The sequence below is a fragment of the Blautia difficilis genome (assembly GCF_014297245.1).
GTDB classification, from domain to species: Bacteria; Bacillota; Clostridia; order Lachnospirales; family Lachnospiraceae; genus Blautia_A; species Blautia_A difficilis.
In genome coordinates, this window is record NZ_JACOQG010000001.1 from 40,362 (window position 1) to 65,009 (window position 24,648).

At 42.2% G+C, this 24,648-nt stretch carries 29 protein-coding genes; 23 read left to right on the forward strand and 6 right to left on the reverse strand.

Translation table 11 applies throughout. The features are described 5' to 3' along the window. The first annotated feature begins 145 nt into the window (after positions 1 to 145). From H8Z82_RS00155 to rsfS, 11 genes are all read left to right on the forward strand, one after another. Complete coding sequence (locus H8Z82_RS00155; protein WP_186993881.1) at positions 146 to 2,017, forward strand: TIGR03960 family B12-binding radical SAM protein; 1,872 nt, start codon at positions 146 to 148, stop codon at positions 2,015 to 2,017. After that, a complete protein-coding gene (locus H8Z82_RS00160; protein WP_186993882.1) occupies positions 2,001 to 2,708 on the forward strand; it encodes a TIGR03936 family radical SAM-associated protein in 708 nt (235 codons plus the stop codon). The genes H8Z82_RS00155 and H8Z82_RS00160 overlap by 17 nt, the downstream gene beginning before the upstream one ends. Continuing rightward, positions 2,701 to 3,909: a ribonuclease E/G gene (locus tag H8Z82_RS00165; RefSeq protein WP_243176349.1), complete on the forward strand. Its 1,209-nt coding sequence runs from the start codon at positions 2,701 to 2,703 to the stop codon at positions 3,907 to 3,909. Before H8Z82_RS00160 ends, H8Z82_RS00165 begins: the two co-directional genes overlap by 8 nt. A 209-nt stretch (positions 3,910 to 4,118) precedes the next feature. Continuing rightward, positions 4,119 to 4,424 (forward strand): 50S ribosomal protein L21, encoded by a 306-nt coding sequence (gene rplU / locus H8Z82_RS00170; RefSeq protein ID WP_019161701.1) that lies wholly within the window; start codon positions 4,119 to 4,121, stop codon positions 4,422 to 4,424. Between the two features lie 12 nt (positions 4,425 to 4,436). Further along, positions 4,437 to 4,757 (forward strand): ribosomal-processing cysteine protease Prp, encoded by a 321-nt coding sequence (locus H8Z82_RS00175; protein WP_186993883.1) that lies wholly within the window; start codon positions 4,437 to 4,439, stop codon positions 4,755 to 4,757. A gap of 4 nt (positions 4,758 to 4,761) precedes the next feature. Further along, entirely contained in the window at positions 4,762 to 5,049 is a 288-nt protein-coding gene (gene rpmA / locus H8Z82_RS00180) for a 50S ribosomal protein L27 (RefSeq protein WP_008703124.1), read from the forward strand. A gap of 75 nt (positions 5,050 to 5,124) precedes the next feature. Next, positions 5,125 to 6,420 (forward strand): GTPase ObgE, encoded by a 1,296-nt coding sequence (gene obgE, locus H8Z82_RS00185; protein WP_186993884.1) that lies wholly within the window; start codon positions 5,125 to 5,127, stop codon positions 6,418 to 6,420. A 29-nt stretch (positions 6,421 to 6,449) separates the two neighbouring features. Further along, complete coding sequence (gene yhbY, locus H8Z82_RS00190) at positions 6,450 to 6,746, forward strand: ribosome assembly RNA-binding protein YhbY (RefSeq protein WP_026076968.1); 297 nt, start codon at positions 6,450 to 6,452, stop codon at positions 6,744 to 6,746. 15 nt (positions 6,747 to 6,761) lie between these two features. Next, positions 6,762 to 7,397 carry a nicotinate-nucleotide adenylyltransferase gene (gene nadD / locus H8Z82_RS00195; RefSeq protein ID WP_019161697.1) on the forward strand — a complete coding sequence of 212 codons (636 nt, stop codon included), beginning with the start codon at positions 6,762 to 6,764 and terminating at the stop codon, positions 7,395 to 7,397. Positions 7,398 to 7,404: 7 nt separating this feature from the next. Beyond that, entirely contained in the window at positions 7,405 to 8,016 is a 612-nt protein-coding gene (gene yqeK, locus H8Z82_RS00200) for a bis(5'-nucleosyl)-tetraphosphatase (symmetrical) YqeK (RefSeq protein WP_019161696.1), read from the forward strand. Continuing rightward, entirely contained in the window at positions 8,016 to 8,375 is a 360-nt protein-coding gene (rsfS, locus tag H8Z82_RS00205) for a ribosome silencing factor (RefSeq protein WP_173743934.1), read from the forward strand. The genes yqeK and rsfS overlap by 1 nt, the downstream gene beginning before the upstream one ends. A gap of 66 nt (positions 8,376 to 8,441) precedes the next feature. Here the strand turns inward: rsfS and lexA are convergent, their stop codons facing one another. After that, positions 8,442 to 9,062 carry a transcriptional repressor LexA gene (gene lexA / locus H8Z82_RS00210; RefSeq protein WP_019161694.1) on the reverse strand — a complete coding sequence of 207 codons (621 nt, stop codon included), beginning with the start codon at positions 9,060 to 9,062 and terminating at the stop codon, positions 8,442 to 8,444. Between the two features lie 155 nt (positions 9,063 to 9,217). On the opposite strand from lexA, the gene H8Z82_RS00215 reads away from it, so the two are divergent. The 12 genes from H8Z82_RS00215 (at position 9,218) to H8Z82_RS00270 (ending at position 21,033) form a co-directional block, all read left to right on the forward strand. After that, on the forward strand, positions 9,218 to 10,699 hold the full coding sequence (locus H8Z82_RS00215; RefSeq protein WP_186993885.1) for an HlyD family efflux transporter periplasmic adaptor subunit: 1,482 nt from the start codon (positions 9,218 to 9,220) through the stop codon (positions 10,697 to 10,699). Between the two features lie 34 nt (positions 10,700 to 10,733). Further along, complete coding sequence (locus tag H8Z82_RS00220; protein WP_019161692.1) at positions 10,734 to 11,435, forward strand: YggS family pyridoxal phosphate-dependent enzyme; 702 nt, start codon at positions 10,734 to 10,736, stop codon at positions 11,433 to 11,435. An 18-nt stretch (positions 11,436 to 11,453) separates the two neighbouring features. Further along, the gene (locus H8Z82_RS00225) at positions 11,454 to 12,116 is read left to right on the forward strand and encodes a cell division protein SepF (RefSeq protein WP_186993886.1); all 663 of its coding nucleotides are present in this window, start codon (positions 11,454 to 11,456) and stop codon (positions 12,114 to 12,116) included. A 6-nt stretch (positions 12,117 to 12,122) separates the two neighbouring features. After that, positions 12,123 to 12,875 (forward strand): YlmH family RNA-binding protein, encoded by a 753-nt coding sequence (locus H8Z82_RS00230; RefSeq protein ID WP_186993887.1) that lies wholly within the window; start codon positions 12,123 to 12,125, stop codon positions 12,873 to 12,875. Positions 12,876 to 12,894: 19 nt separating this feature from the next. Beyond that, positions 12,895 to 13,986 carry a 3-dehydroquinate synthase gene (aroB, locus tag H8Z82_RS00235; RefSeq protein WP_186993888.1) on the forward strand — a complete coding sequence of 364 codons (1,092 nt, stop codon included), beginning with the start codon at positions 12,895 to 12,897 and terminating at the stop codon, positions 13,984 to 13,986. Next, entirely contained in the window at positions 13,983 to 14,504 is a 522-nt protein-coding gene (lspA, locus tag H8Z82_RS00240; protein WP_186993889.1) for a signal peptidase II, read from the forward strand. The genes aroB and lspA overlap by 4 nt, the downstream gene beginning before the upstream one ends. A gap of 8 nt (positions 14,505 to 14,512) precedes the next feature. Continuing rightward, on the forward strand, positions 14,513 to 15,427 hold the full coding sequence (locus H8Z82_RS00245; protein WP_186993890.1) for an RluA family pseudouridine synthase: 915 nt from the start codon (positions 14,513 to 14,515) through the stop codon (positions 15,425 to 15,427). A gap of 70 nt (positions 15,428 to 15,497) precedes the next feature. After that, entirely contained in the window at positions 15,498 to 16,133 is a 636-nt protein-coding gene (locus tag H8Z82_RS00250) for a cytidylate kinase-like family protein (protein ID WP_019161686.1), read from the forward strand. Between the two features lie 127 nt (positions 16,134 to 16,260). Then, entirely contained in the window at positions 16,261 to 17,712 is a 1,452-nt protein-coding gene (locus H8Z82_RS00255; protein WP_186993891.1) for an AI-2E family transporter, read from the forward strand. Positions 17,713 to 17,765: 53 nt separating this feature from the next. Continuing rightward, a complete protein-coding gene (gene dtd / locus H8Z82_RS00260; RefSeq protein ID WP_186993892.1) occupies positions 17,766 to 18,212 on the forward strand; it encodes a D-aminoacyl-tRNA deacylase in 447 nt (148 codons plus the stop codon). Positions 18,213 to 18,276: 64 nt separating this feature from the next. Beyond that, complete coding sequence (locus tag H8Z82_RS00265; protein ID WP_186993893.1) at positions 18,277 to 19,827, forward strand: peptidoglycan DD-metalloendopeptidase family protein; 1,551 nt, start codon at positions 18,277 to 18,279, stop codon at positions 19,825 to 19,827. 126 nt (positions 19,828 to 19,953) lie between these two features. After that, on the forward strand, positions 19,954 to 21,033 hold the full coding sequence (locus tag H8Z82_RS00270; RefSeq protein ID WP_186993894.1) for a tyrosine-type recombinase/integrase: 1,080 nt from the start codon (positions 19,954 to 19,956) through the stop codon (positions 21,031 to 21,033). Positions 21,034 to 21,088: 55 nt separating this feature from the next. On the opposite strand, the gene H8Z82_RS00275 is transcribed toward H8Z82_RS00270, so the two are convergent. From H8Z82_RS00275 to minE, 5 genes are all read right to left on the reverse strand, one after another. Then, positions 21,089 to 21,346: a hypothetical protein gene (locus tag H8Z82_RS00275; RefSeq protein WP_186993895.1), complete on the reverse strand. Its 258-nt coding sequence runs from the start codon at positions 21,344 to 21,346 to the stop codon at positions 21,089 to 21,091. Positions 21,347 to 21,466: 120 nt separating this feature from the next. After that, on the reverse strand, positions 21,467 to 21,886 hold the full coding sequence (locus tag H8Z82_RS00280) for a hypothetical protein (protein WP_019161680.1): 420 nt from the start codon (positions 21,884 to 21,886) through the stop codon (positions 21,467 to 21,469). A 175-nt stretch (positions 21,887 to 22,061) separates the two neighbouring features. Further along, a complete protein-coding gene (locus H8Z82_RS00285) occupies positions 22,062 to 23,228 on the reverse strand; it encodes a D-alanyl-D-alanine carboxypeptidase family protein (protein WP_186993896.1) in 1,167 nt (388 codons plus the stop codon). Next, on the reverse strand, positions 23,225 to 24,385 hold the full coding sequence (locus H8Z82_RS00290; RefSeq protein ID WP_026076967.1) for an FtsW/RodA/SpoVE family cell cycle protein: 1,161 nt from the start codon (positions 24,383 to 24,385) through the stop codon (positions 23,225 to 23,227). The genes H8Z82_RS00285 and H8Z82_RS00290 overlap by 4 nt, the downstream gene beginning before the upstream one ends. 1 nt (position 24,386) lies before the next feature. Further along, the gene (gene minE, locus H8Z82_RS00295; protein WP_019161677.1) at positions 24,387 to 24,629 is read right to left on the reverse strand and encodes a cell division topological specificity factor MinE; all 243 of its coding nucleotides are present in this window, start codon (positions 24,627 to 24,629) and stop codon (positions 24,387 to 24,389) included. Positions 24,630 to 24,648 lie beyond the last annotated feature (19 nt).

A 24,648-nucleotide genomic window follows, 5' to 3' on the forward strand; every position in this document is an offset into this window, starting at 1 on the left:
AGTGACCAAATGCCGTTTTCGGGGTAAAAATAGGTTCAAAAATGAGCCTTGTTTTTCCCACTTATTCAGAAAAAAAGCGCTATTCAAATCCAAACAGAAGAAGTTCTGCATTTGGCAAATAGCAACAAATCGTGAAAGGAAAACTATGAGAAAATTAGCACTTAGTGACGAAATATTGCTCAGTGTTGACAAGGCAGCCCGCTATATCGGCGGGGAAGTCAACTCTGTAATGAAAGATAAGAACAACGTAGATATCCGCTTTGCCATGTGCTTCCCGGATGTTTATGAGATCGGTATGTCTAATCTGGGCATGATGATCCTCTACAACATGTTTAATGAGCGTGAGGATGTCTGGTGTGAGCGTGTCTTTTCTCCGTGGATGGATCTGGATAAGATCATGCGTGAGGAACATATTCCTCTCTTTGCCCTGGAATCCCAGGAGCCTGTAAAGGAGTTTGATTTCCTTGGTATTACTCTTGGATATGAAATGTGTTATACCAATGTACTTCAGGTACTGGATCTGAGCCATGTTTCACTTCTGGCAAAAGATCGTAAGGAAGATGACCCTATCGTAATCGGTGGCGGTGCCTGTGCATATAATCCGGAACCCATCGCAGAATTTTTTGATATGTTTTATATTGGTGAGGGTGAGACTGTCTATGATGCCCTGTTTGATGCCTATAAGGCAAATAAGGCAGCAGGCGGCTCCAGAGCAGACTTCCTGTTTGCAGCTTCCCAGATTCCCGGAATTTATGTTCCCTCTTTATACAATGTAACCTACAAAGAAGACGGCACCATTGCCTCCTTTACACCGGCAAAAGAAGGGGTACCGGAGAAAGTCTGTAAGCAGCTGATCACCGATGTTACTAAGGATTACCGCGCCATCAAAGCTCCTGTAGTTCCATTTATCAAGGCTACTCAGGATCGTGTCACCCTGGAGATCCAGCGTGGCTGTATCCGTGGCTGTCGTTTCTGCCAGGCAGGTATGATCTACCGTCCTACAAGAGAGCGTAATGTAGAGGAATTAAAGGCAAGCGCAAGGGAAATGCTTCAGAATACAGGACATGAGGAAATTTCCTTAAGTTCTCTAAGTTCCAGTGATTACTCTGAGCTGAAGGAGCTGGTTAACTTCCTGATTGAAGAATTCCATGGCAATGCTGTCAATATCTCTCTGCCATCCCTTCGTATTGATGCCTTTGCGCTGGATGTTATGAGCAAGGTACAGGATGTAAAGAAGAGCAGCCTTACCTTCGCACCGGAAGCAGGCTCTCAGCGTCTACGTAACGTTATCAATAAAGGTCTGACAGAAGAAGTGATTCTTCACGGTGCAGGAGAAGCATTTAAGGGCGGATGGAACCAGGTAAAGCTTTATTTTATGCTTGGCCTTCCGACTGAAACAGAAGATGATATGAAGGGTATTGCTCATCTTGCTCAGAAAATTGCAGAAACCTATTATGAGGAAGTTCCAAAGGAACAGCGAAAAGGTAAGGTTCAGGTAAATGTAAGTACCTCCTTCTTTGTACCAAAGCCATTCACTCCATTCCAGTGGGCAGGCATGTACAGGGAGGAAGATTTCGTAGAGAAAGCAAAGGTCGTAAAAAACGAGATCCGCGCACAGGTAAACCAGAGAAGTATCCGCTACAGCTGGCATGAGCCGGATGTTACGATCCTGGAGGGCTTCCTTGCAAGAGGTGACCGCCGCTGTGCACAGGTGATCCTGAAAGCTTATGAAAAGGGCGCGATCTATGATGCCTGGTCAGAAAGTTTTGACTATCATATATGGAAAGAAGCTTTTGCAGAAACCAATACAGACATTGATTTCTATACACTCCGCGAACGTTCTACAGAGGAGATCCTTCCATGGGATTTCATTGATGCAGGGGTGACCAAAAAATTCCTGATCCATGAATGGGAACAGGCAAAGAGAGAAACCGTAACACCAAACTGCCGTCAGAAATGTTCCGGTTGTGGTGCTATGCGTTATGGCGGAGGTGTATGTTATGAAGGTAAGAATTAAATTCAGCAAAGAGGGGCCTGTAAAATTTGTGGGACATCTGGATACCATGCGTTATTTTCAGAAAGCCATCCGCAGGGCAAATCTTCCTGTTGCTTTTTCCGGAGGTTTCAGTCCTCACATGATCATGTCCTTTGCAGCACCTCTGGGTGTTGGTACTGAGAGTCTGGGAGAGTACTTCGATCTGGAGCTTGCAGAGACAGTTCCCACATCAGAGATTACCAGACGTTTGGACGCCGTAATGGTGGAAGGTGTCCGTGTGATCAGTACCCGTCAGGTAGAGGATGGCAAAGCAGGTAAAGCCATGTCTCTGGTGGCTGCTGCCGATTATTATGTGGAATTCCGTCCGGGCAAGGAACCGGAGGTTTCCTGGAAAGATAAGATTAATGATTTCCTGGCACAGCCGGAGATCAAGGTTATGAAAAAAACCAAACGCAGTGAAAAGGAAATCGATATCCGTCCCTTTATTTATAAAATGGAACTTCAGGGAGACAAGATCTTTATGATGCTTGCTTCTGCAAGTGCCAATTATACAAAGCCGGAACTTGTAACTGATACCTTTTTCGCATGGCTCGGTGCAGAGCTTCCGGACTTTGCCTACACGATCAAACGTCTGGAAGTATATGCAGATAAGGGTACAGAGGATAACCACAAATTCGTTACTCTGGAATCATTAGGAGAAGAAGTTGAATAAGCTTATTATTACGAAAATGGAAATCTGCCAGGTTCCCTGTTATGTATGTGCCCGGGAAGAGGATGGCAGGGTCATGGAGCTTCGCTTTGAACCCATAGATCATAAATCTACCCTGGGAAATATTTATGTAGGACAGGTAGAAAATATTGCGGCCAACATCGGAGCTGCTTTTGTTCAGATTTCTGCCGGGGAACGCTGTTATCTGCAGCTGTCTGATGTTCAGGATGCCATCTATGCCTCTGTCAAAAAGGAAGACAGGCCTATAAAACCGGGAGATGAAATTCTGGTTCAGATCAACAGAGAAGCTATGAAGGGAAAGCTTCCTGCTGTGACTACCAATCTGAATTTTACAGGAAAATATCTGGTTCTCACCACAGGAGATAAGAAATTCGGACTTTCCAATAAGCTTTCCAATGATGACCGAAGCAGACTCAGCAAATGGATGGAAGAAGAGATTCACCGTCCGGATAAAGAATATGGTCTTATCGTGCGTACTAATGCAGCAGATGCATCCAAGGAGGAGCTTCTGCGGGAACTGGAATATCTTAAATCACTGTACCGAAAAGTAGCTGTTGCCGGAAAATCCCGTACCTGCTTTAGCTGTATTTATAAAACAGAACCCATTTATATTTCTGCAGTCAGGGACATTAACAACCGAAGCCTGGAAGAAATCCTGACAGATGTACCGGAGATTTTTCAGGAAATTTCCAGTTATCTGAAGGAAAACAGCCCGGAAGAAACAACCAAAATCCGTCTATATGAGGACAAACTGCTTCCTTTGTATAAGCTTCACCGTCTGGAGACTGCCTTGGAAGAGATCAGACACGAAAAGGTCTGGCTGAAAAGCGGTGGCTTCCTGGTAATACAACAGACGGAGGCTTTTGTATCTATTGATGTAAACAGCGGAAAATTCACTGGCAGAAAGAAAATGCAGGAGACTTACCGTAAGATCAATCTGGAGGCAGCAGGAGAAATTGCCAGACAGCTGCAGCTTCGCAATCTGTCCGGCCTTATACTGATTGATTTTATTAATATGGAAAATCCGGATCATCAGGATGAACTGTTCCATGTTCTGCAGAAGCATCTGCGGCGGGATCCTGTAAAAGCAAAGGCTGTGGATATCACACCTCTGCATATTCTGGAAATGACCAGAAAAAAGGTACGCAAGCCTGTAATAGAAGAACTCAGGGAATTACGATAAGCAGAAGTCTTTGTTTCTGGTTTGCAATAATATGATTATGTAAATCTATTCTTTGCAAAAAATATTAAAAAAGAAATATTAAAAAAAAGGAAAAAACATATTGACAAATCATTTTTTGTCCGATATTATTAATGAGATGCCGCACAGAGAGGTTTAAGTGCCATAAGGCCACCATATCTGGCGAGTAAAGATTATAGGAGGTGCCACAGATGTACGCAATTATTGCAACAGGTGGTAAACAGTACAAAGTTGCTGAAGGCGACGTAATCAGAGTTGAGAAACTCGGTGTTGAAGCTGGTGAAACCGTTACTTTTGATAATGTTATTGCAGTAAGCAATGACGGATTCAAAGCAGGTGAGGATGTTAAAGGTGCCAGTGTTACCGCTACTGTAGTTGAGAACGGTAAAGCAAAGAAAGTTATCGTTTACAAGTACAAGAGAAAAACTGGATATCACAAGAAAAACGGTCACAGACAGCAGTACACTAAAGTAAAAATCGAAAAGATTAACGGTTAATCTGGTGTCATTATGATTACAATTACAGTTAAGAAGAGAAACGGTACTTATCTGGAACTGATATCAAAGGGACATGCAGGATATGCAGAGGAAGGACAGGATATTGTCTGTGCCGCTGTATCTGTGCTGATCATCAACACAGTGAATTCCCTGGAGGCTTTTACAGACGATAAGTTTGAAGCCAAAGAGGATGATGGTTATGTTTCTATTCGATTTACAGCTCCGGTTACGGAGAAGGGTAAACTTCTCATGGATTCCCTTATCCTCGGATTAACAGAAATTGAGCATAGTTATAACAATCGATATTTGACAGTAAAAGTCAAGGAGGTGTAACAACATGATGAAAATGAACCTTCAGTTATTCGCACATAAAAAGGGAGTTGGTTCTACAAAGAACGGTCGTGACTCCGAATCTAAAAGATTAGGTGCGAAGAGAGCAGACGGACAGTTTGTAAAAGCTGGAAATATTCTTTACAGACAGCGCGGAACTAAGATCCATGCTGGTGAAAACGTAGGATGCGGTAAAGATTATACTTTATTCGCACTCAAAGACGGCGTTGTAAGATTTACCAGAAAGGGACGCGATAAGAAACAGGTTTCTATCGTTCCAGTAGAAGCAGAATAATCTGGTTAGGCGAGAGGCTTCAAATCTGTCAGGGTTTGAAGCCTTTCTTTAAATTTAAAAGATGAGGTGTGTCAAATGTTTGCAGACAGAGCGAAAATTTTTATCCGCTCCGGTAAAGGCGGCGACGGCCATGTAAGTTTCCGCAGAGAATTATATGTTCCCAATGGCGGACCTGACGGCGGTGACGGCGGCCGTGGCGGAGATGTCATATTTGAGGTAGATGAAGGCCAGAACACCCTTGGCGACTACCGACACAAAAGAAAATATAAAGCTCAGGACGGTGAAGAAGGCGGTAAGAAACGATGCCACGGTGCCGACGGAGCAGATGTAGTATTAAAGGTTCCGGAAGGAACTGTGATCATGGACGCTGCATCCGGTAAGGTAATTGCAGATATGTCCGGTAAAAATAAAAGGCAGATCGTATTAAAGGGCGGCAGAGGCGGCAAAGGGAACCAGCACTATGCCACAGCGACCATGCAGGTTCCAAAGTATGCACAGCCCGGACAGCCGGCCCAGGAGCTGGAGGTTCTTCTGGAACTGAAGGTAATTGCTGACGTTGGTCTGGTAGGATTTCCAAATGTAGGAAAATCCACCTTCCTTTCCAGAGTCACCAATGCCCAGCCTAAAATTGCCAATTATCATTTCACCACCCTGAGTCCAAATCTGGGTGTAGTAGATACAGAAAACGGTGGCTTTGTCATCGCAGATATTCCCGGACTGATCGAGGGTGCATCTGAGGGTGTGGGGCTTGGCCATGAATTCCTGCGCCATATTGAGCGTACCCGGGTAATCATCCATATTGTAGATGCAGCTTCCACAGAGGGACGTGATCCTATTGACGATATTTACAAGATCAATAAAGAGCTGGAAGCCTATAATCCTGAAATCGCTTCCAGACCGCAGGTAATCGCAGCGAACAAAATCGACTGTATTTTTACAGAGGATGGGGAAGAAAGCCCCATTGATAAGCTGAAAAAAGAATTTGAACCAAAGGGTATTCAGGTATATGCCATTTCCGCTGTAAGCGGTCAGGGTGTACGTGAACTCCTCTTCCATGTAAAAGAACTGTTGGATAACTGTAAGCAGGAACCTATCGTATTTGAACAGGAATTTTTCCCGGAAGATATGCTTATGACCGAGAACCTTCCTTATACAGTGGAGCAGGATGCCGAGGATCCTACCATCTTTATTGTAGAAGGACCAAAGATCGAAAAGATGCTTGGTTATACAAACCTGGATTCCGAAAAAGGCTTTGCTTTCTTCCAGCGTTTTCTTAAGGAAGGCGGTATTCTGGATGAACTTGAAAAGGCAGGTATCCAGGAGGGAGATACCGTCCGTATGTACGGATTTGACTTTGACTATTATAAATAAGTTTTTCAAACAGAGGACATTAAAATATGATAACAAGTAAGCAAAGAGCATATTTAAAGGGTCTGGCAATGACTATGGACCCAATCCTTCAGCTTGGCAAGGGAGGACTTACTCCTGAGAACACTGCTTCTGTAGATGAAGCACTTGCAGCGAGAGAGCTGATCAAGATCAATGTTCTTCAGAATTGCCTGGAAGATTCCAGACAGATGGCTGAAACTCTTGCAGAGCGTACCCGTTCTCAGGTGGTACAGGTAATTGGCAGAAAAATTGTACTATACCGTGAAGGAAAAGACGACAAAAAGAAAATTGTATTGCCAAAGAAATAATAAATGGAGAATTTTATGTCTGACAGCAGAAAAAGAGTAGGAATTATGGGCGGCACCTTTGATCCCATACATCTGGGTCATCTGATCCTTGGGGAAAAAGCCTATGAACAACTCCATCTGGACAAGGTTCTTTTTATGCCCAGCGGAAACCCGCCGCACAAAAGGAACCGACAGGGAAGGGCCACAGATGATCAGCGTGTGGAAATGGTCAGGAAGGCAATCTGTGGAAATCCGCATTTTGAGCTTTCTCTGACAGAAATGCATGAAAATGGTTATACTTATACCTATCATACCCTGGAGATGATGAAAAAGCAGAATCCGGATACAGATTATTATTTCATTATCGGAGCAGATTCTCTCTATGACTTTGACTCCTGGATGAATCCTGACAGAATCTGTCAGAACTGTATCTTGGTAGTAGCTGTCAGAAACCATACCTCAGTTGCGGAGCTGGACAGAGAAATGGAACGTCTTTCCCTTAAATATAAGGGGACATTTCTGAGACTGGATACTATGAATATTGATATCTCCAGTGAAACCATCCGCGACTGGATCAAGGAGAAAAAAAGCATTCGATATTATGTGGCGGATCAGGTGATTTCTTATATTGAAGAAAATCATATTTACAGTCCGGTCAAAGAGAAAGGATGATTTTCCAATGGCAGAATACGACTTTATAAAAATGGAGAAGAAGCTTGCCAAATATCTGGACGAAGACCGTTACGCCCACACCATGGGAGTAATGTACACCTGCGCAGCACTGGCTATGGTACACGGCTGTGATCTGATCCAGGCACAGACTGCAGGCCTTCTTCATGATTGTGCAAAATGCATTCCCAATAAAAAGAAATTAAAAATGTGCAGCCAGCACAAGATCCCGGTAACTGAATTCGAACAGACTCACCCCTTTCTGCTTCATGCAAAGCTGGGAGCCTATGTGGCAAAAGCAAAGTACGGGGTGACTGACCAGGAGATTCTTTCTTCTATCACCTGGCACACTACAGGCAAACCGGATATGACCTTATTAGAAAAAATTGTATATATTGCAGATTATATTGAGCCCAAGCGTGACAAGGCACCAAATCTGACCTTCGTCCGTAAACTGGCTTTTCAGGATCTGGATGAATGCATGTATGAAATCCTGAAGGATTCTCTTGCCTACCTGGAGGAAAATCCCAAGGATGTTGACACTACAACCAAGGAAGCCTTCTTATATTATAAAGATTTGCATATAAAAAGAGTTTCCCAGACAGAAAAGGAGATCAACTGATGAGCAGAGAACTGGAAATGGCAAAGCTTGCCTGCCGCGCTCTTGACGAGAAAAAGGGTAAGGATATTAAGGTAATTGATATCCATGAAGTATCCGTGATCGCAGATTATTTTGTAATTGCCAGCGCTTCCAACCAGAATCAGGTACAGGCAATGGTAGACAATGTAGATGAGACTCTGGGCAGAGCCGGATTTGAGGCAAAACAGATTGAGGGAACCCGCAATTCCAGCTGGGTACTTATGGATTACGGCGATATGATCGTTCATGTATTTGACGAAGAAAACCGTCTTTTCTACGACCTGGAAAGAATCTGGAGAGATGGAAAGGAACTGGATATCAGCCAATTTCTGGAGAAATAAAAAAAAGGAGATATACCCACAGAACTCTGTGACCGTATATCTCCTTTTTTCATAAATAAAATAACCTTATTTGTAAAGTCTGAACACTCCAAACACCTTGCCCAGAATCTCCAGTCCCTCATGGATCAGGATAGGGTCCATAGTATCATTCTCCGGCTGAAGACGATAGTAGCCTTTTTCCTTGTAAAAAGTCTTCACTGTAGCTCCGTCTTCCATCAGTGCCACTACAATATCCCCGCTTTCTGCAGTAGACTGCTTGCGGACAAGAACCTGGTCTCCGTCAAATATTCCGGCATTTATCATACTTTCGCCTTTTACCTTCAGCATGAAGCTCTGCTCATTTGGCATAAACTCTGCAGGAACAGGAAAATATCCTTCAATATTCTCCACCGCAAGAAGAGGCTGTCCGGCAGCTACAGTACCCACGATCGGTACATTTACCACCTCACGGCGTACCAGATTGAAATTGTCATCAATGATCTCTATCGCACGGGGTTTGGTAGCATCTCTGCGGATGTATCCGTTTTTCTCCAGAGCTTCCAGATGTGAATGCACGGAGGATGTTGACTTAAGGCCTACTGCCTCACAGATTTCACGTACTGCCGGAGGAAAGCCTCTGTTCAGGATTTCATTTTTGATATAATCAAGAATCTCCTGCTGTTTCTGTGTAATTCTGCCATATGCCATAACAGTTGTACCTCCCGAATCTTTTATAATTTATAATTATAACACATCCTGTGCTTAAACGCAAACGGATATTCGGAAAATACGTTCTACTCTTGTTTTTATATAGATATGATGTTACAATATTTTGGAATGAATTTTTTAAAGGAGGCAGCCCTTTGCCTGATAATCATAAAAAACAAAAAAAAGCGCCGGGAATCCTTGCCAGATTCAGCAAAATATTTGGCCTGAATATCGGAACCATTATGTTTGGAGTACTGTTTGTATATATGGCTTTCAGTGCGATTCTGTATCTGACTACTCCCCATATTGAATCCTACCAGGTAACCTCCGGCCCTTTATCAAGAAATGAAACCTATACCGGTCTTGCAGTGAGAGAGGAATCTGTCTGCAAGGCTTCCTCATCCGGATATATCACCTATTATGCCAGAGAAGGAAGTAAGATCAATGCAAACGGAGCTGTATACGGAATCAGCAGCACGAAATCCGCTTCCTCCACCTCCCAGCTTTCCCAGGATGAGCTTTCCAGTATAAGAAATGATATGATGAGCTTTTCCAAAAGCTTTAATTCCAGTAAATTTAACAATACCTATAGTTTCAAATATGATCTGAAGGGAAATATCCTTCAGTATGCAGAAAGCGCAGCTTCTACGGCACCTCTGACCTCTGATGAAACGGATACAGACCAGGATTCATCCGATAACGCTGCAGACACTGTGGAACAGGTCACCAGCTATGTCGGAGATGAATCTATAAACAAGGCAGAATCTGACGGGATCATCCTGTACTCTGTGGATAATTATGAGGGCAAGACTGTAGATACTGTCACTGCAGAGGACTTTGACCAGAATTCCTACCATGAAACAGATTTAAAAACTTCAGATTCTGTTAAGTCAGGAGATGATATTTACACGATCATTACGGATGAACGCTGGAGTCTTTTAATCCCCTTAAGTGACAAACAGGCTGAGAAATTAAAGGATCGGTCTGCCATCCGTGTAAAGTTTCTGAAGGATGATATGACTCAGACCGGTGATTTTTCTATTATTACCATTGATGGCGGCAAATACGGACAGATTGATTTCAGCAAGGGACTGATCCGTTATGCATCTGACCGTTTTCTGGATATTGAGCTTGTAACCAATACAGTGGTAGGATTAAAAATCCCCCTTTCCTCCATTGTGACCAAGGACTTCTATGTGATCCCGGACAAGATGGCAGCTACTGATCCCAAAACCGGCAATACAGGTTTTATAATGGAAGAGAAGACAAAATCAGGAAAAAATGCTTCTGTCTTTAAGGATGTAAGTATTTATGCAAAAATTGAGGATCCGGTCACAGATCAGACAAAGGAATCCTCGGAAACCACCTATACCTATTATGTAGACAAAAGCGCTTTCAAAGAAGGTGATGCCATTGTAAATCAGGAAACAGGTGAGCGCTATATCATAGGAGAAACAGATACTCTGGAAGGTGTGTACTGCATCAATAAAGGCTATGCTGTTTTCCGCCGTATTGAGGTACTTGACCAGAATGAAGAATACGCTATTGTTTCCAGAAATACCACCTATGGTCTCTATAGGTATGATCATATCGTAAAAAACGCAGATAAAGTAAAAGAAGAAGATATTTTGTATTAAAGCCATTAGCTTAAAAATAAGAGGAGGCAGTAAAATGTTAGCAGATAATTTGGCAACTGTGCAGAAAAATATAGAACAGGCCTGCCTGAAAGCAGGACGTGACCCCAAAGAGGTAACCCTTGTAGCAGTAAGTAAAACAAAGCCTGTGGAAATGCTTCAGGAGGCTTATGATGCAGGTGCCCGTGTGTTTGGCGAAAATAAGGTACAGGAGATCATGGATAAATATGACAGACTGCCCTCAGATATCCAGTGGCACATGATCGGTCATCTGCAGCGCAATAAAGTAAAATATATTATTGATAAGGTTGCAATGATCCATTCCGTGGATTCTGTGCGTCTGGCTCAGACCATTGAGCAGGAAGCTGCAAAAAAAGATCTCTGTATGCCGGTACTCATCGAAGTAAATGTAGCGGAAGAAGAAAGTAAATTTGGCCTGAAAACCTCTGAAGTCCTTCCTTTTATAGAAGAAATTGCTTCTTACCCCCACCTGAAAGTAATGGGACTTATGACAATTGCTCCTTTTGTCTCAGATCCCGAGGAAAACAGAGAAGTTTTTCGCAAATTAAGGAAATTAAGTGTTGACATCAGGGAAAAAAACATTAATAATATTACTATGAGTGTTCTGAGCATGGGAATGACCAATGACTATCAGATCGCTGCTGAGGAAGGATCAACAATGGTGCGTGTGGGAACAGGTATCTTTGGTGAAAGAGATTATTCAATAAAAGAAGAATAAAGAAGATTGGAGATTAAAATGGGCGTTTTAGATAAATTTTTAGATGCCATCAAATTAAACGATGATTATGATGACGATGGATTTCTGGACGATGATCTGTTAGAAGGAGAGGATGACGAGGATTTCCTGGATGATGATTTTGAGGATAAACCAAAGAAGAAATTCTTTGATAAATTCACCAAAAAGAAGGATTCCTCTGAGGACGAAGACTTTGATGATTTCGATGAGAAACCGCTGAAATCAGAATCCAAACAGACATCTTCCCTTAAACAGCCAACAGCTTCCGCTGCAGCGAAAGCTCCGGCCAGACAGGAACGTGCAGAACGCCAGACACGTCCGGCAGCATCTTCCAAGATTACTCCTATGAGAAGCAGCCGTAAAGCTTCCCAGGGGCCAAATATGGAGGTGTGCGTGATCAAACCGTCTTCTATGGAGGATACCCGTGAAATCGCAGATACACTGGTAGACAACTCTACTGTAATTTTAAATCTGGAAGGAATCGATGTGGAACTGGCACAGAGAATCATTGATTTCACATCAGGGGCCTGCTATTCTCTGGGCGGAAGCCTTCAGAAAGTATCCAGCTACATTTTTGTACTTGGACCTTATAATGTAGACATCACTGGTGATCTCCAGAATATACTGGGAGGAGCTGCACCTTCTGTGCGCGCAGGCTATTGATCTCCCATGGAGAAGAATGACTTCTTTTTAAAGAGGATCCGTGAACTGGCTGATCTTTCTTACCAGAGAGATATTGTGACTTTTTCGGATTTTCTTAATCTGAATGAACAGAATATGGTTAATAGTCTCCGGCAGCAATTTCCGCAGATCATTGTGGAATCCTCCGGCGGCTATGCGAATGCGGAGCGTCAGATGGTGGCTTTTCATCCTGATGCTCTTGCTTTTACCTGGGAATATCCTATAGACTGCCTGAAGATTGAACCAAAATCCCTGAAATTTTCAGAAGAACTGACCCACAGAGATTATCTGGGTGCCCTGCTGAATCTGGGCGTGGACAGAGCCATGATTGGGGATATCCTGGTTCAGGAAAAGGCTGCCTGGTTTTTCTGTAATAAAAAAATGACGGAGTTTTTTATTAAAAATCTGTGCCGTGTCCGTCATACCAATATTCTGATCACTATTGTAGATAAGCAGGAGGAACTGCCTTCCCCAAAAATGGAAACCATTCATGGCACCTGTGCCTCTGTCCGTCTGGATTCTCTCATTGCACTGGCTTTTAAAGCATCCAGAAGCAGTATGGTGTCTTATATTGAAGGGGGACAGGTTTTTGTAAATGGAAAGCTGATCACCTCCAATGGTTATGAGCCCAGAGAGGGAGATATTATCTCAGTCAGAGGGAAGGGACGTTTTATCTATGAGGGCACGTCCCACCAGACCAGAAAAGGACGGAGCAGTATACAGTTAAGTTTATATATTTAAATGACAGGAGGGTATTGAAATGGCAGAACAGAAATTACTTGTAAAACGTGAGGGAGATTTTCATTATCCAATCTATTTTGAAAAAGATTTTTCCGGACTGGCACAGGCTGTAAGGGAAGAAGGACTGTCCGGACATAAAATTTGTGTTGTCACTGACAGTCACGTAGAGCCTTTATATCTGAAGTCTGTAATGGATTCTCTGCAGGAGGTTTCTTCCCAGATATTTTCCTTTGTCTTTGAAGCAGGGGAAAAAAATAAGAATCTGGACACAGTACAGGAACTGTATCGTTCTCTTATTGAACATGAAATGGACCGCAAGGGGCTCCTGGTTGCTTTAGGAGGCGGTGTGGTAGGTGATCTGACCGGCTTTGGTGCAGCTACCTATCTCAGAGGGATTGATTTTATCCAGGTTCCAACCACCCTTCTTTCCCAGGTCGACAGCAGTGTGGGCGGAAAAACCGGTGTGGATTTCCAGCAGTATAAAAATATGGTTGGAGCTTTTCATCAGCCCCGTCTTGTCTATATGAATCTGTCTGCTTTAAATACACTTCCCAAAAAAGAATTTGCCTGTGGGATGGGTGAAATCCTGAAAACCGGTCTTATCTGTGACGGAGAATTTTTCCGGTTTATCTGTGCAAATCAAAAAACGATCCAGGAGTTGGATTATACCCTTCTGTCCCAAATGATCCGCAGATGCTGCGAGATCAAATCAGGAGTGATAGAACGTGATCCCAAAGAGCAGGGTGAGAGAGCTCTTCTGAATCTTGGACACACAGTTGGACATGCTGTAGAGAAATTAAAGAATTTCCAGCTGCTCCATGGTCAGTGTGTAGGGATCGGTCTGATCGCAGCTGCATATCTTTCCATGCAGAGAGGGCTTCTGACTCAGGAAGAATATAATGAAATCCGTAAAGGCTGTGAAGCCTTTCATTTGCCCCTTACTGTAGATTCTCTGAATGCCGAGGAGATTCTGGCAGCCACAAAGAAGGACAAAAAAATGGAAGCCGGACATATTAAATTTATCCTGATGGATGGAATCGGTAAAAGTTTTATTGACAAAACCGTGACGGATATGGAACTTTTAGGCGCCATCCGGGAGATCCTGTCATGAAAAGGGAAGGAGCTTCAGATCTCCCTTTTCCTGCCTGGACAGGTGTAATCCTGACTCTGTTTCTTATCCTGATGGATCAGGGGACAAAGCTTCTGGCACTGTCACAGCTAAAGGGAAATCCGGATATCATTTTGATCCCAGGTGTTTTACAGCTGAAATATCTGGAAAACAGAGGAATGGCCTTTGGAATGCTTCAGGGAAAGATTCCGCTGCTGATAGCTTTATGTCTTCTGTTTTTCTGTGTATTTTTGTATATTTATATTAAAATCCCCAAAACACGGTATTATCTTCCTCTCATCTGTACAGCCCTTGTTCTGGCGGCAGGTGCTGTTGGAAATCTGATCGACAGAGTATTCCGCGGTTATGTGATCGATTTTATTTACTTTTCACTGATTGATTTTCCTGTATTTAATATGGCAGATATTTATGTGGTATGCAGCGGCATATTTTTGGTTTTTTGCGTATGTTTCAAATATAAAGATGAAAGCGATTTTCGTTTTCTGAATAGAAAAAATTAGGAGCAGAAATGGAAATTCTTAATTATGTAGTTTCAGACGGTCAGTCCGGTATCCGGATTGACCGATATCTTTCCGATTCAAACGAAGACCTTTCCCGTTCTTACATTCAAAAGCTTCTGAAAGAACAAAAGGTTACAGTTCAGGGAACTTTTGTCAAGGCAAACTATAAGGTACAGGCAGGAGATGTGATCACTGTGGAAGTGCCGGATATGGCAGAGCCTGACATTCTTCCGGAGGACATTCCTCTGGATATCCTTTATGAAGATGAGGATGTTCTTGTAGTTAACAAGCCAAAGGGAATGGTAGTGCATCCCAGTGCAGGGCATACTACAGGGACACTGGTAAACGCCATCATGGCACACTGTAAGGAGAATCTGTCCGGTATCAATGGTGTCCTGCGTCCGGGAATCGTCCACAGGATCGATAAGGATACTACAGGGGCACTTCTGGTCTGCAAAAATGATAATGCCCACAGAGATCTTGCCCTACAGTTAAAGGAGCACTCTATCAAACGTCGTTACCGTGCGATTGTAGCAGGTGTGATCAAAGAGGAGGAAGGAACCATCGAGGGCCCTATCGGGCGCCATCCGGTTGACCGGAAAAAAATGGCGATCAATTACAAAAACGGAAAAGAAGCCGTCACTCATTACAGGGTACTGGAGCGTTTTCCCAATGCCACCTATGTGGAATGCCGTCTGGAAACAGGGCGTACCCATCAGATCCGTGTCCACATGACAAGTATAGGGCATCCCCTGCTTGGTGATGAAGTATATGGCTCAGGCAGGAATCCTTACCATCTCCAGGGTCAGACCCTTCATGCCATGATTTTGGGATTTGTGCATCCTTCTACAGGGGAATATATGGAGTTTACAGCACCTTTACCAGAATATTTTGAGAAGCTTTTGGAAAAATTGCGAAAATAGTTTGCTTTTTTAACAATATATTGTATAATATATTTACAACAAGCTAGGTGACAGAAGGGAGTGTAGTATTATGAATAGTACAAGTTCAATTATCACAATCGGTCGTGAATATGGAAGCGGCGGAAGACAGATTGGTCAGGAAGTTGCCAAATATTTCGGAATTAAATGCTATGATAAGGAGCTTCTCGAACATGCAGCCAATGAGAGTGGTATCTGCAAGGAGCTTTTTGAAAATCATGATGAAAAACCAACCAACAGCTTTCTGTATTCTCTTGTAATGGATACATATTCCTTTGGTTATTCCTCAGCAGGCTTTACAGATATGCCAATGAACCATAAGGTTTTCTTGGCCCAGTTTGATGCCATCAAGAAATTGGCTTCCGAGGGTCCTTGCGTAATGGTGGGACGATGTGCAGATTATGCTCTGGCTGAATATAAGGATTGCTTCAGTGTATTTGTACATGCAGATATGGACTGGCGAATCAGCCGTTTATCTCAGAAGCACAATAAAACAGCCAAAGAAGCCAAGGACATGATCAACAAAACCGATAAGAGCCGTTCCAGCTATTATAATTATTATACTAATAAAAAGTGGAGCGCTGCATCCAGCTATAATCTGTGTGTAGACAGCAGTAAACTGGGAATCGACGGAGCAGCAAAAGCCATTATCCAGGCTGTACAGATTTTTGATTCCACAAAAAAATAACTATTAAAAAGTCCTCTGCTAATGCAGGGGATTTTTTTGTCCTGTATTTTTATTAAAATTCTATTAAATGCAGAGACTTTTATTAAAATAAATGTTATAATCGTAACAGTTTATAAAGGAGGACAATATGAAATTTCGTTGGGATAACAAATATCTGCACTGGGGTGTAACCGCTTTTATGGTAATTGCCGCCAGTATGCTGTTTTATTATGGGATTTTCCATATGAAAACGCTGATCACCGGAATCAAAACATTTCTGGGAATCATGGCACCTATTGTATATGGTGTGATCCTTGCCTATGTTCTGAGCCCACTGATCAATTTAATGGAGAAAAAGCTTATTTATCCACAGCTTGATAAAAGAGAGATCCATTTACAGAAAAAGGGCAGGAAGGCTGTCCGCTGGGCATGTGTTCTGGTTTCCATGCTTGCCTTCTGGATCCTTATCTATGCTTTGATCATGATGGTGCTTCCACAGCTGATCCGAAGCTCCATGAATATTATTTACAGCTTTCCTTATTATGTAAAGGTCATTGAGAAATGGCTGAATTCTTTTGTACAACATGGATGGAAACTGAATTCTGAAACCATCGATATGATGAATCAGTATTCTGCCAAACTGCAGGAGTATCTCACGACCAATATTCTTCCACAGATGCAGAATATGCTGAAAAATGTTTCTGATGGGATCTTTGATGTACTGATCTTCATGAAAAACTTTCTCATCGGTGCCATTGTGGCTCTCTATGTGCTTGCAGACAAGGAGAAGTTTGTTGCTAAGAGTAAAATGTTTGTATATGCCATTTTGCCTTCCAAATGGGCAAACACGCTGATCCATGCCATGCGTTTCACAGACAAAACCTTTGGCGGTTTTCTCTATGGCAAACTGGTGGATTCTGCCATCATCGGTATTTTATGTTATATTGGAATGCTTTTACTGGATATGCCTTATCCGATTCTGATCAGTGTGATCATTGGTGTGACTAATGTGATTCCTTTTTTTGGACCATACATCGGGGCAATCCCCTGCATTTTTCTGATTTTAGTGGTTGACCCCCTGAAAGGTATCTACTTTGCAATTTTCATCCTGCTTCTTCAGCAGTTTGACGGAAATATCCTTGGTCCAAAGATCCTGGGCGAAACCACCGGTCTGTCCAGCTTCATGGTCATTGTAGCCATTCTCATAGGCGGAGGACTGTTCGGAATTCCGGGTATGATCGCAGGAGTACCGGTATTTGCAGTGCTTTATGCAATGATATGGAGATTGATCAGTCATTCCCTTGGCGATAAAAAAATGCCTCTTGAGGAGGAATCCTATGTAGATATCGATTGTCTGGACACGGAAACCGGCGAAGCGATCCCCCTGAAAAAACAGGAGAGACACCACATTTCACCGGAAAAGCTGGAGGCCCAGAAAAATAATTTCTTTATGAAAATCTGGAATCCTTTATGCAGGATCGTGTGTATTATCTGGGAATATATCAAAAAGCTTGTAAACTCCCTGTGGCTTTATATAAAGAAATTATTTCTGCAGATAAAAGATAAGATAAAAAATAATAAAAACACATCAGGAAAATAGTTACAGATATTATATAAGAAAGATATTATAAAAGATATGAGGGGAAATCAAAAATGAAATTACTGATACAGAGGGTAAACCATGCGCAGGTATGCGTAGATGGGGAAATTGTAGGCAAAATCGGAAAGGGCTTCCTGGTTTTTGTAGGAGTCGGTCAGAATGACACCAGAGAAATTGCTGACAAATATCTGAAAAAAATGCTGGGACTTCGAATCTTTGAAGACCAGAACGGAAAGACAAATCTGTCCTTGAAGGATGTTAACGGAGAGCTTTTGATGGTATCCCAATTTACCCTGTATGCCAATTGCAGACATGGCAACAGACCTGGCTTTACAGATGCCGGTGCTCCGGATATGGCCAATGAACTGTATGAATATATGCTGAATGAAGCTGCAAAACAGGTTCCTGTGGTAGAACATGGCATCTTTGGTGCAGATATGAAAATATCTCTTGAGAACGATGGCCCCTTTACCATTATCCTGGATGAATCACTTCTCTGATAAGATAGCAATAATCAATTCTGGCATCTTTTTGTATAGAATATAATGGGGGATTTATACTAAGATGAAGCAAAAAACAAACAACAGGAAGCAGTGTCTGGTAATATTAGTGCTGGCTATGCTCATACTGACATTATCCGGCACCGGATTGATGACAACTGCAGTCCGCACAGAAGCTGCCCAGAAAAAGACCGGTTTTATTAAGAAAAACGGTTCCTGGTATTACTATGATCAGAAAGGAAAACTGGCAAAGGGCTGGTATAAAACATCTTCAGGTCATATGTATTATTTTGGAAAAACCGGTGCAGCAAAGGCCGGAATCCTGTCTATTTCCGGAAAGAAATACTGCTTCAATGAGAAAGGTAAAATGCTTACCACCTGGCAGACCGTCAATGGAAAGAATTATTTTTTTGATGAGAAAAAGGGATATATGTACACTGGCTGGATCACTACAACTGCCGGAAATAAATATTATTTCTGGAAGGATGGTGTGATCCGTTCCGGTTTCCGAAAAGTAGGAAATAAGATCTATTGTTTCTCAGATAAGGGAAAAATGCTGAAAAACTGCTTTGCTAAAAAGGGAAAGGCTACTTATTATCTGAAATCCAATGGAACCCTGGCTAAGGGACGTCTTAAGATCAAGAAAAACTGGTATTCCTTCCACCGTGAAACCGGCGAACTTGTACGGAAGGGATGGTACAAGGAGACAGATGGCTCCTATTATTATGCCGCATCCAATGGAAGATTAGTGAAGGGTTTTTATAAGCCGGATTCTTATTATCGGTATTTCCGTTCCTCCGACTGCCAATTAATGACAGGATGGCAGGAAATTGACGGTTATAAATATTATTTTAAGGAAAAAAACGGCATCCGTTATGACAATTGTTTCCTAAAGGATAACTCCGGAAACAGATATTATTTTGACTCAAATGGCAAACTGGTTGTCAAAAAATGGGTCAAAAAATCCGGTTCCTATTATTATTCCCAGGCAGACGGTACACTGGCCTCCGGATGGCTTACACTGGGGGGAAACAAATATTATCTGAATCCTTCTACCTGTGTAAGGGAAACAGGCTGGATCACTGTCAACGGAGAAAAATACTATCTGAATCCCACCACAGGCATCTTGGCTCAAAATCAATGGGTAGGCACTGATTACGTAGGAGAGGACGGAGCAATGATACCAGAGTATCACAAAGTATCATTCCGCTGGCCTTTGAAATCCACTTACAATTATATCAGCAGCTATTTCGGAAACAGAGAATCTCCGGGAGGTATTGGTTCCACCAATCATAAGGGCATCGATATTCCGGCACCTACAGGTACACCGATCTACGCGGCAGACAGTGGTACCGTAATCACAATGCAAAAACCGGCAGAAAGCGGAGGTGCAGGCTATTATACCAAGATCGATCACGGGAAAGGTCTGGTCACAGAATACATGCATCAATCTAAATTTCATCCAAAGGTCAAGGTCGGCACCAAAGTGACCAAAGGACAAATCATTGGATACGTTGGCAGTACCGGCAACAGTACCGGACCACATTTACATTTTGGTGTCATTGCAAGCGGTACAAATCAGGATCCGTTAAATTACGTAAAGCGTCCCTCATAAAAGGGATGCTTTACCACATATAACAGACTGATTTAAAGGTTTATCTGTAATTTATCTTAATCTATTTGAAAAACCGGCGTTTGTCGTATAGATTGAACACCCACTTCTACAGGAGCAAATAAGCAAATGAATAACCAAAACGATTATAATGACAACAAAAAAGTTACCTATCATGAACAAACAGATATTTCTAATATCCTGAAGCTTCGTGAAGTTCTGAAAACTCTTCCTCCTTTCTGCAGGGATTATTTCAGGGCTATGGATCCGGTTACCACAACCAATACCAGAATTTCCTATGCCTATGACATACGGATCTTTTTCCAGTTTTTACTGGATGAAAACCCTGCCTTTAAAAATTACTCTTTAAAGGATTTTACTGTTGATGTCCTGGATCAGTTAAAGGCGGTTGATATTGAGGAATATCTGGAATATCTGAAGGTCTACAAAAATGGTGACAAAACCGAAACCAATGGGGAACGCGGAATGAAACGTAAACTTTCTGCTTTAAGAAGCTTTTACGCCTATTATTTTAAACATGAATTTATAAAAACAAATCCAACTGTTCTTGTGGATGTACCAAAGATCCATGACAAAAGCATCATACGCCTGGATGCTGATGAGGTTGCTCTTCTGCTAGATTATATAGAGCACTGCGGCGATGAGCTTACCGGCCAGAAACGGGCTTATTACGAGAAAACTAAAGAACGTGATCTTGCCATTGTTACTCTCCTGCTCGGCACAGGAATACGTGTATCTGAATGTGTAGGACTGGATGTGGAGGATATTGATTTTAAAAATAATGGTATCAAAATCACCCGAAAAGGCGGCAATGAAATGGTTATATATTTTGGTACAGAGGTCGAACACGCTCTGCGCCGGTATCTGGAAGTCCGCGAGGGAGTGATTCCTATGTCAGGACATGAACATGCTCTCTTCTACTCTACCCAGCGAAGACGCATCGGCATTCAGGCTGTAGAGAATCTTGTCAAAAAATATGCACGCGCAGTCACCACCACCAAGAAAATCACCCCCCATAAGCTGCGAAGCACCTATGGCACTGCTCTCTACCAGGAAACCGGTGATATATATCTTGTAGCCGACGTATTGGGCCATAGAGACGTTAATACAACAAAGAAGCATTATGCAGCCATGGATGACGCAAGACGCCGTAAAGCGGCTTCTGCAGTGCATTTACGTGAAGATTAAAAAGGAGCAGATCAGAAATTTACTGATCTGCCCCAATTTTTATTCTCTGGATTAATCATTCATCAAAATTTGTCTCAAAAATGCCTTCTGGAGTTCGCATTGTCAGAACACCAAGATTAAACTCATCGTCCATCACTGTAATATGATATTCAAAAATAACATCATCATCAAATTTGGACAATAAAACATAAGAACCATTTTCCTTCCCGTCTATCTGATCACAGATATCGTTGTATACCGCCTCGCCGGAGATACTTCTGGGATATCCTGCTTCTATAATTTTTTTCTCAATTGCCTGATATAATTCTTCCATTTTTGTCAACCTCTTTCTGTGCCACAAAAAGGATATCTGGCACATTATATGGAGATATCCTTTTCGCATTTCGTTATGTAATTTTAAAATTCAATAAGAGTCATTTCCTGGTTGTCATTATTATAAAGCCACGATAACTTTCTCATGGAATACTTCAGGAAGTTCTTCTTTGTCTAAAGACATACTGATTATAAAAGTAACGTTAAACTGAGTTCCAATGGATTCTAACTGCTCAAGGGTACTTGTAACATCCTTACCCTCCAGCTTGGCTACCTTCAGAAAACTGTCAAGATAAATCTGCTCGAGATCATGATCCTGTGAAAGAATACCACAGATAAATCCTACAAATTCATCTGCATTCTTAATCGGGAAGCCGGATACATCGATCAGACGAACCTTATTATTCAGTTCATACATGTGCTTGGTGCTTTTGTCCAAATAAACAATGCTACCATTCGCTTCTTTAACCGCTCCATTCACTTTGTCTAAAAGTACTTTTGTTTTGCCTTTACCTTTCTTTCCTACAATCAGTTCAACCATCCTGTTTTCCTCCTTAGACACATATAATATTAATTATTACTAAATTCCTCAATTAATATGTTTCAATTATAGTGCATATTATCATAAAATTCAAGGGGTTATTTACTTTTTTTGTGAAATTTTATTAATTTATGACAATTACTTAATTTTACTGTATTTTCGGAGATAAAATTCTCTAACTGTTGATATTCTGGAGCAGCGAATTCATCTGCTGATACAAGAGCTCCTTGCTGGATGCTCCCAGCACAATAGATACAAAAGGTTTTCCAAAAGCATTCTGGGTTATGATCGCTAGACAGTTACCTGCAGAAGCAGTGGTTCCTGTCTTTCCGCCCAGAACCGTTACATCTTTGGGAGGGGTTGCCTCACCGGTCAGATAATGGTCTGTAGCTTCCAGACTGACACTGTGGGACTCTCCGTCAGCGCCTGTATAAGTAACAGTATACGACGGCATCTGGGTAATCTGAGTGAATTCCTTATAATTCATAGCTTCATTCAGCATCAGATAAATATCATATGGTGTTGTATAATGATTTTCATCCTGAAGTCCATGAGGATTAGTAAAATGAGTTCCCGTACATCCCAGCTGTCTGGCATAGCTGTTCATCATCTCCACAAAATTCTCTGTGGTACCGCCAACATATTCTGCGATTGCAGAAGCTGCATCATTCCCGGAATAAACCAGAAGACAATGGAGCAGCTGATCCAGGGTAACCTGATCTCCGGCTACAAATCCACATACCTGGGAGCCAGCCTCCAAAGTAACATTCTCCTGTGTGATCGTAACTGTATCATCCAGCTTTCCGCTTTTTAATGCAAGCATAGCTGTCATGATTTTTGTAATGCTGGCGGGATAGATTTTGTCATAGATCCCATTGGCATATAATACCTTATGATTACTCAGATTAAACAGAAGTCCCTTCTGTCCTTCCTCCAGAGAGGCATTTTTAATACGGTCTACACTGCCCTTGGAAGAAACACAAAGCTTCTGTGCAAAGGGCCGGGCCTTCATATTTTCTTTTCCTGCCAGACTGCTGGTAAATACTTCAGAAGCCTGAAAAGCATTCACCGGTTTGCCCAGATAAGTACCATTCAATAAGCGAATAGCAAAAAATGCTCCTGCCGCTATAAATACCATAAGCAAAAGCAGCAATATGGTATGCCCTATAGGCTTACGCCTTCTCTGCTTTTGTCTGGAAGGTCTCTGTGATCTGGGAAGTGCAGTTGTCTGTACCTGGGAAGCTGTCCCGGAATGTGACCCATGGACACTTCTCTCATTTTTATATGGCCTGGCCGATTTTTTTTCATTTTTATTCCCGGCAGATGATTTTCCAAACATCATAAGTAGTCCTCTTTCCTGTCAAGCTCTTTCTTCATAATTTCTTTATTATATGCACTGCTCTGAAGTCCAACATTAAGTACAAGGCCCATACCAATATACAGACTGACCAGAGAGGTAAGTCCATAGCTTACAAAGGGAAGAGGTGTTCCTGTATTCGGCGCCATTCCCGTAGCAACACATATATTGATAAAGCTTTGCAGGGCAATCAGCCCCCCTATTCCACAGCACAGGATTTTGCCGGACAGATCCTTGGCCCTCAAGCTCATGCGGATACATTCAAAAGAGATTGCCAGAAGCAGCAGGACAATCGTTGTACATCCGATAAATCCATACTCTTCCCCTGCAACAGCAAAAATAAAGTCTGTCTGGTTTTCGGAGACAAAATTACCTTCATTCACAGATGCTGTACTGTCATCTCCGCTTATCCTCTTTCCAACCAGTTCTCCGGATGCTATGGCTGTCTTGGAGTTCTTCTGCTGTTCAATATTATCAGAATACTCTTCATTTTCCGGATATAAGAAAGACATAATACGTGACCTCTGATAATCCTTCAGCAGCTTCTGGTCCGGCTGCACCACAATAGACAGAAAGATGATCAGAAGGGGAACGGAAATCAACAGTGCTCCTCCGATAATTTTATAACTTAGACCTGCAATATATATCATCATACAGAAGATCACGATAACAGTAAGGGTATTTTTTAAATCCGGCTGTTCCAGGATAAGTATAAGAGGAACAGCCAGTAATCCTGCAGAAGCAGCCAGCGTCTTCAGAGTGTTCAGATTTTCCTCATGATCCATGAAAAATTTTGCAAAAAAGACGATCAAAATAATTTTGGACAACTCTGTAGGCTGAAAACGAAAAGAACCGATTCCGATCCATCGGGCAGCTCCATTAGCGCTGGAGCCTGCAATTCGCACTACAATCAGCATGATGATATTAAATCCATACATAAACCACTGGAAATTCATAATCCAGGAATAATCCATCAAAGATAAGATCACCATAATGATCAGTCCGAGAATCACTCCTACAAACTGTTTGGACTTAAGATTTTCTGCTGCAGTTCCTACCAGTGTAACACCGATAAGGCTGATGGCCAGCAGAAATATAATAAGTCTGAAATTGTAAAATCGTAATTTATACTGCTTTAACATTTTATCTGTCCTTTTTATCCAGAACAGGAACATACACATAGAGCACAGCCGGCTCCTGGGTGATTTTTAACTTTACCTGTTCTTCCTCTATGGTTAAATATTTCTTTACTGTGTGTATCAGATCACTTTTCAGCATCTGCATCATTTGCGGAGAGCAGTCAATCCTCTCAGACAACAGAAGAAGCTTCATTCTGTCCCTGGCATATCCGGCGGAGCGTTTCTTATCTCTGAAAAAAGCTTTCACACGGAGTCCCTCCTTACAG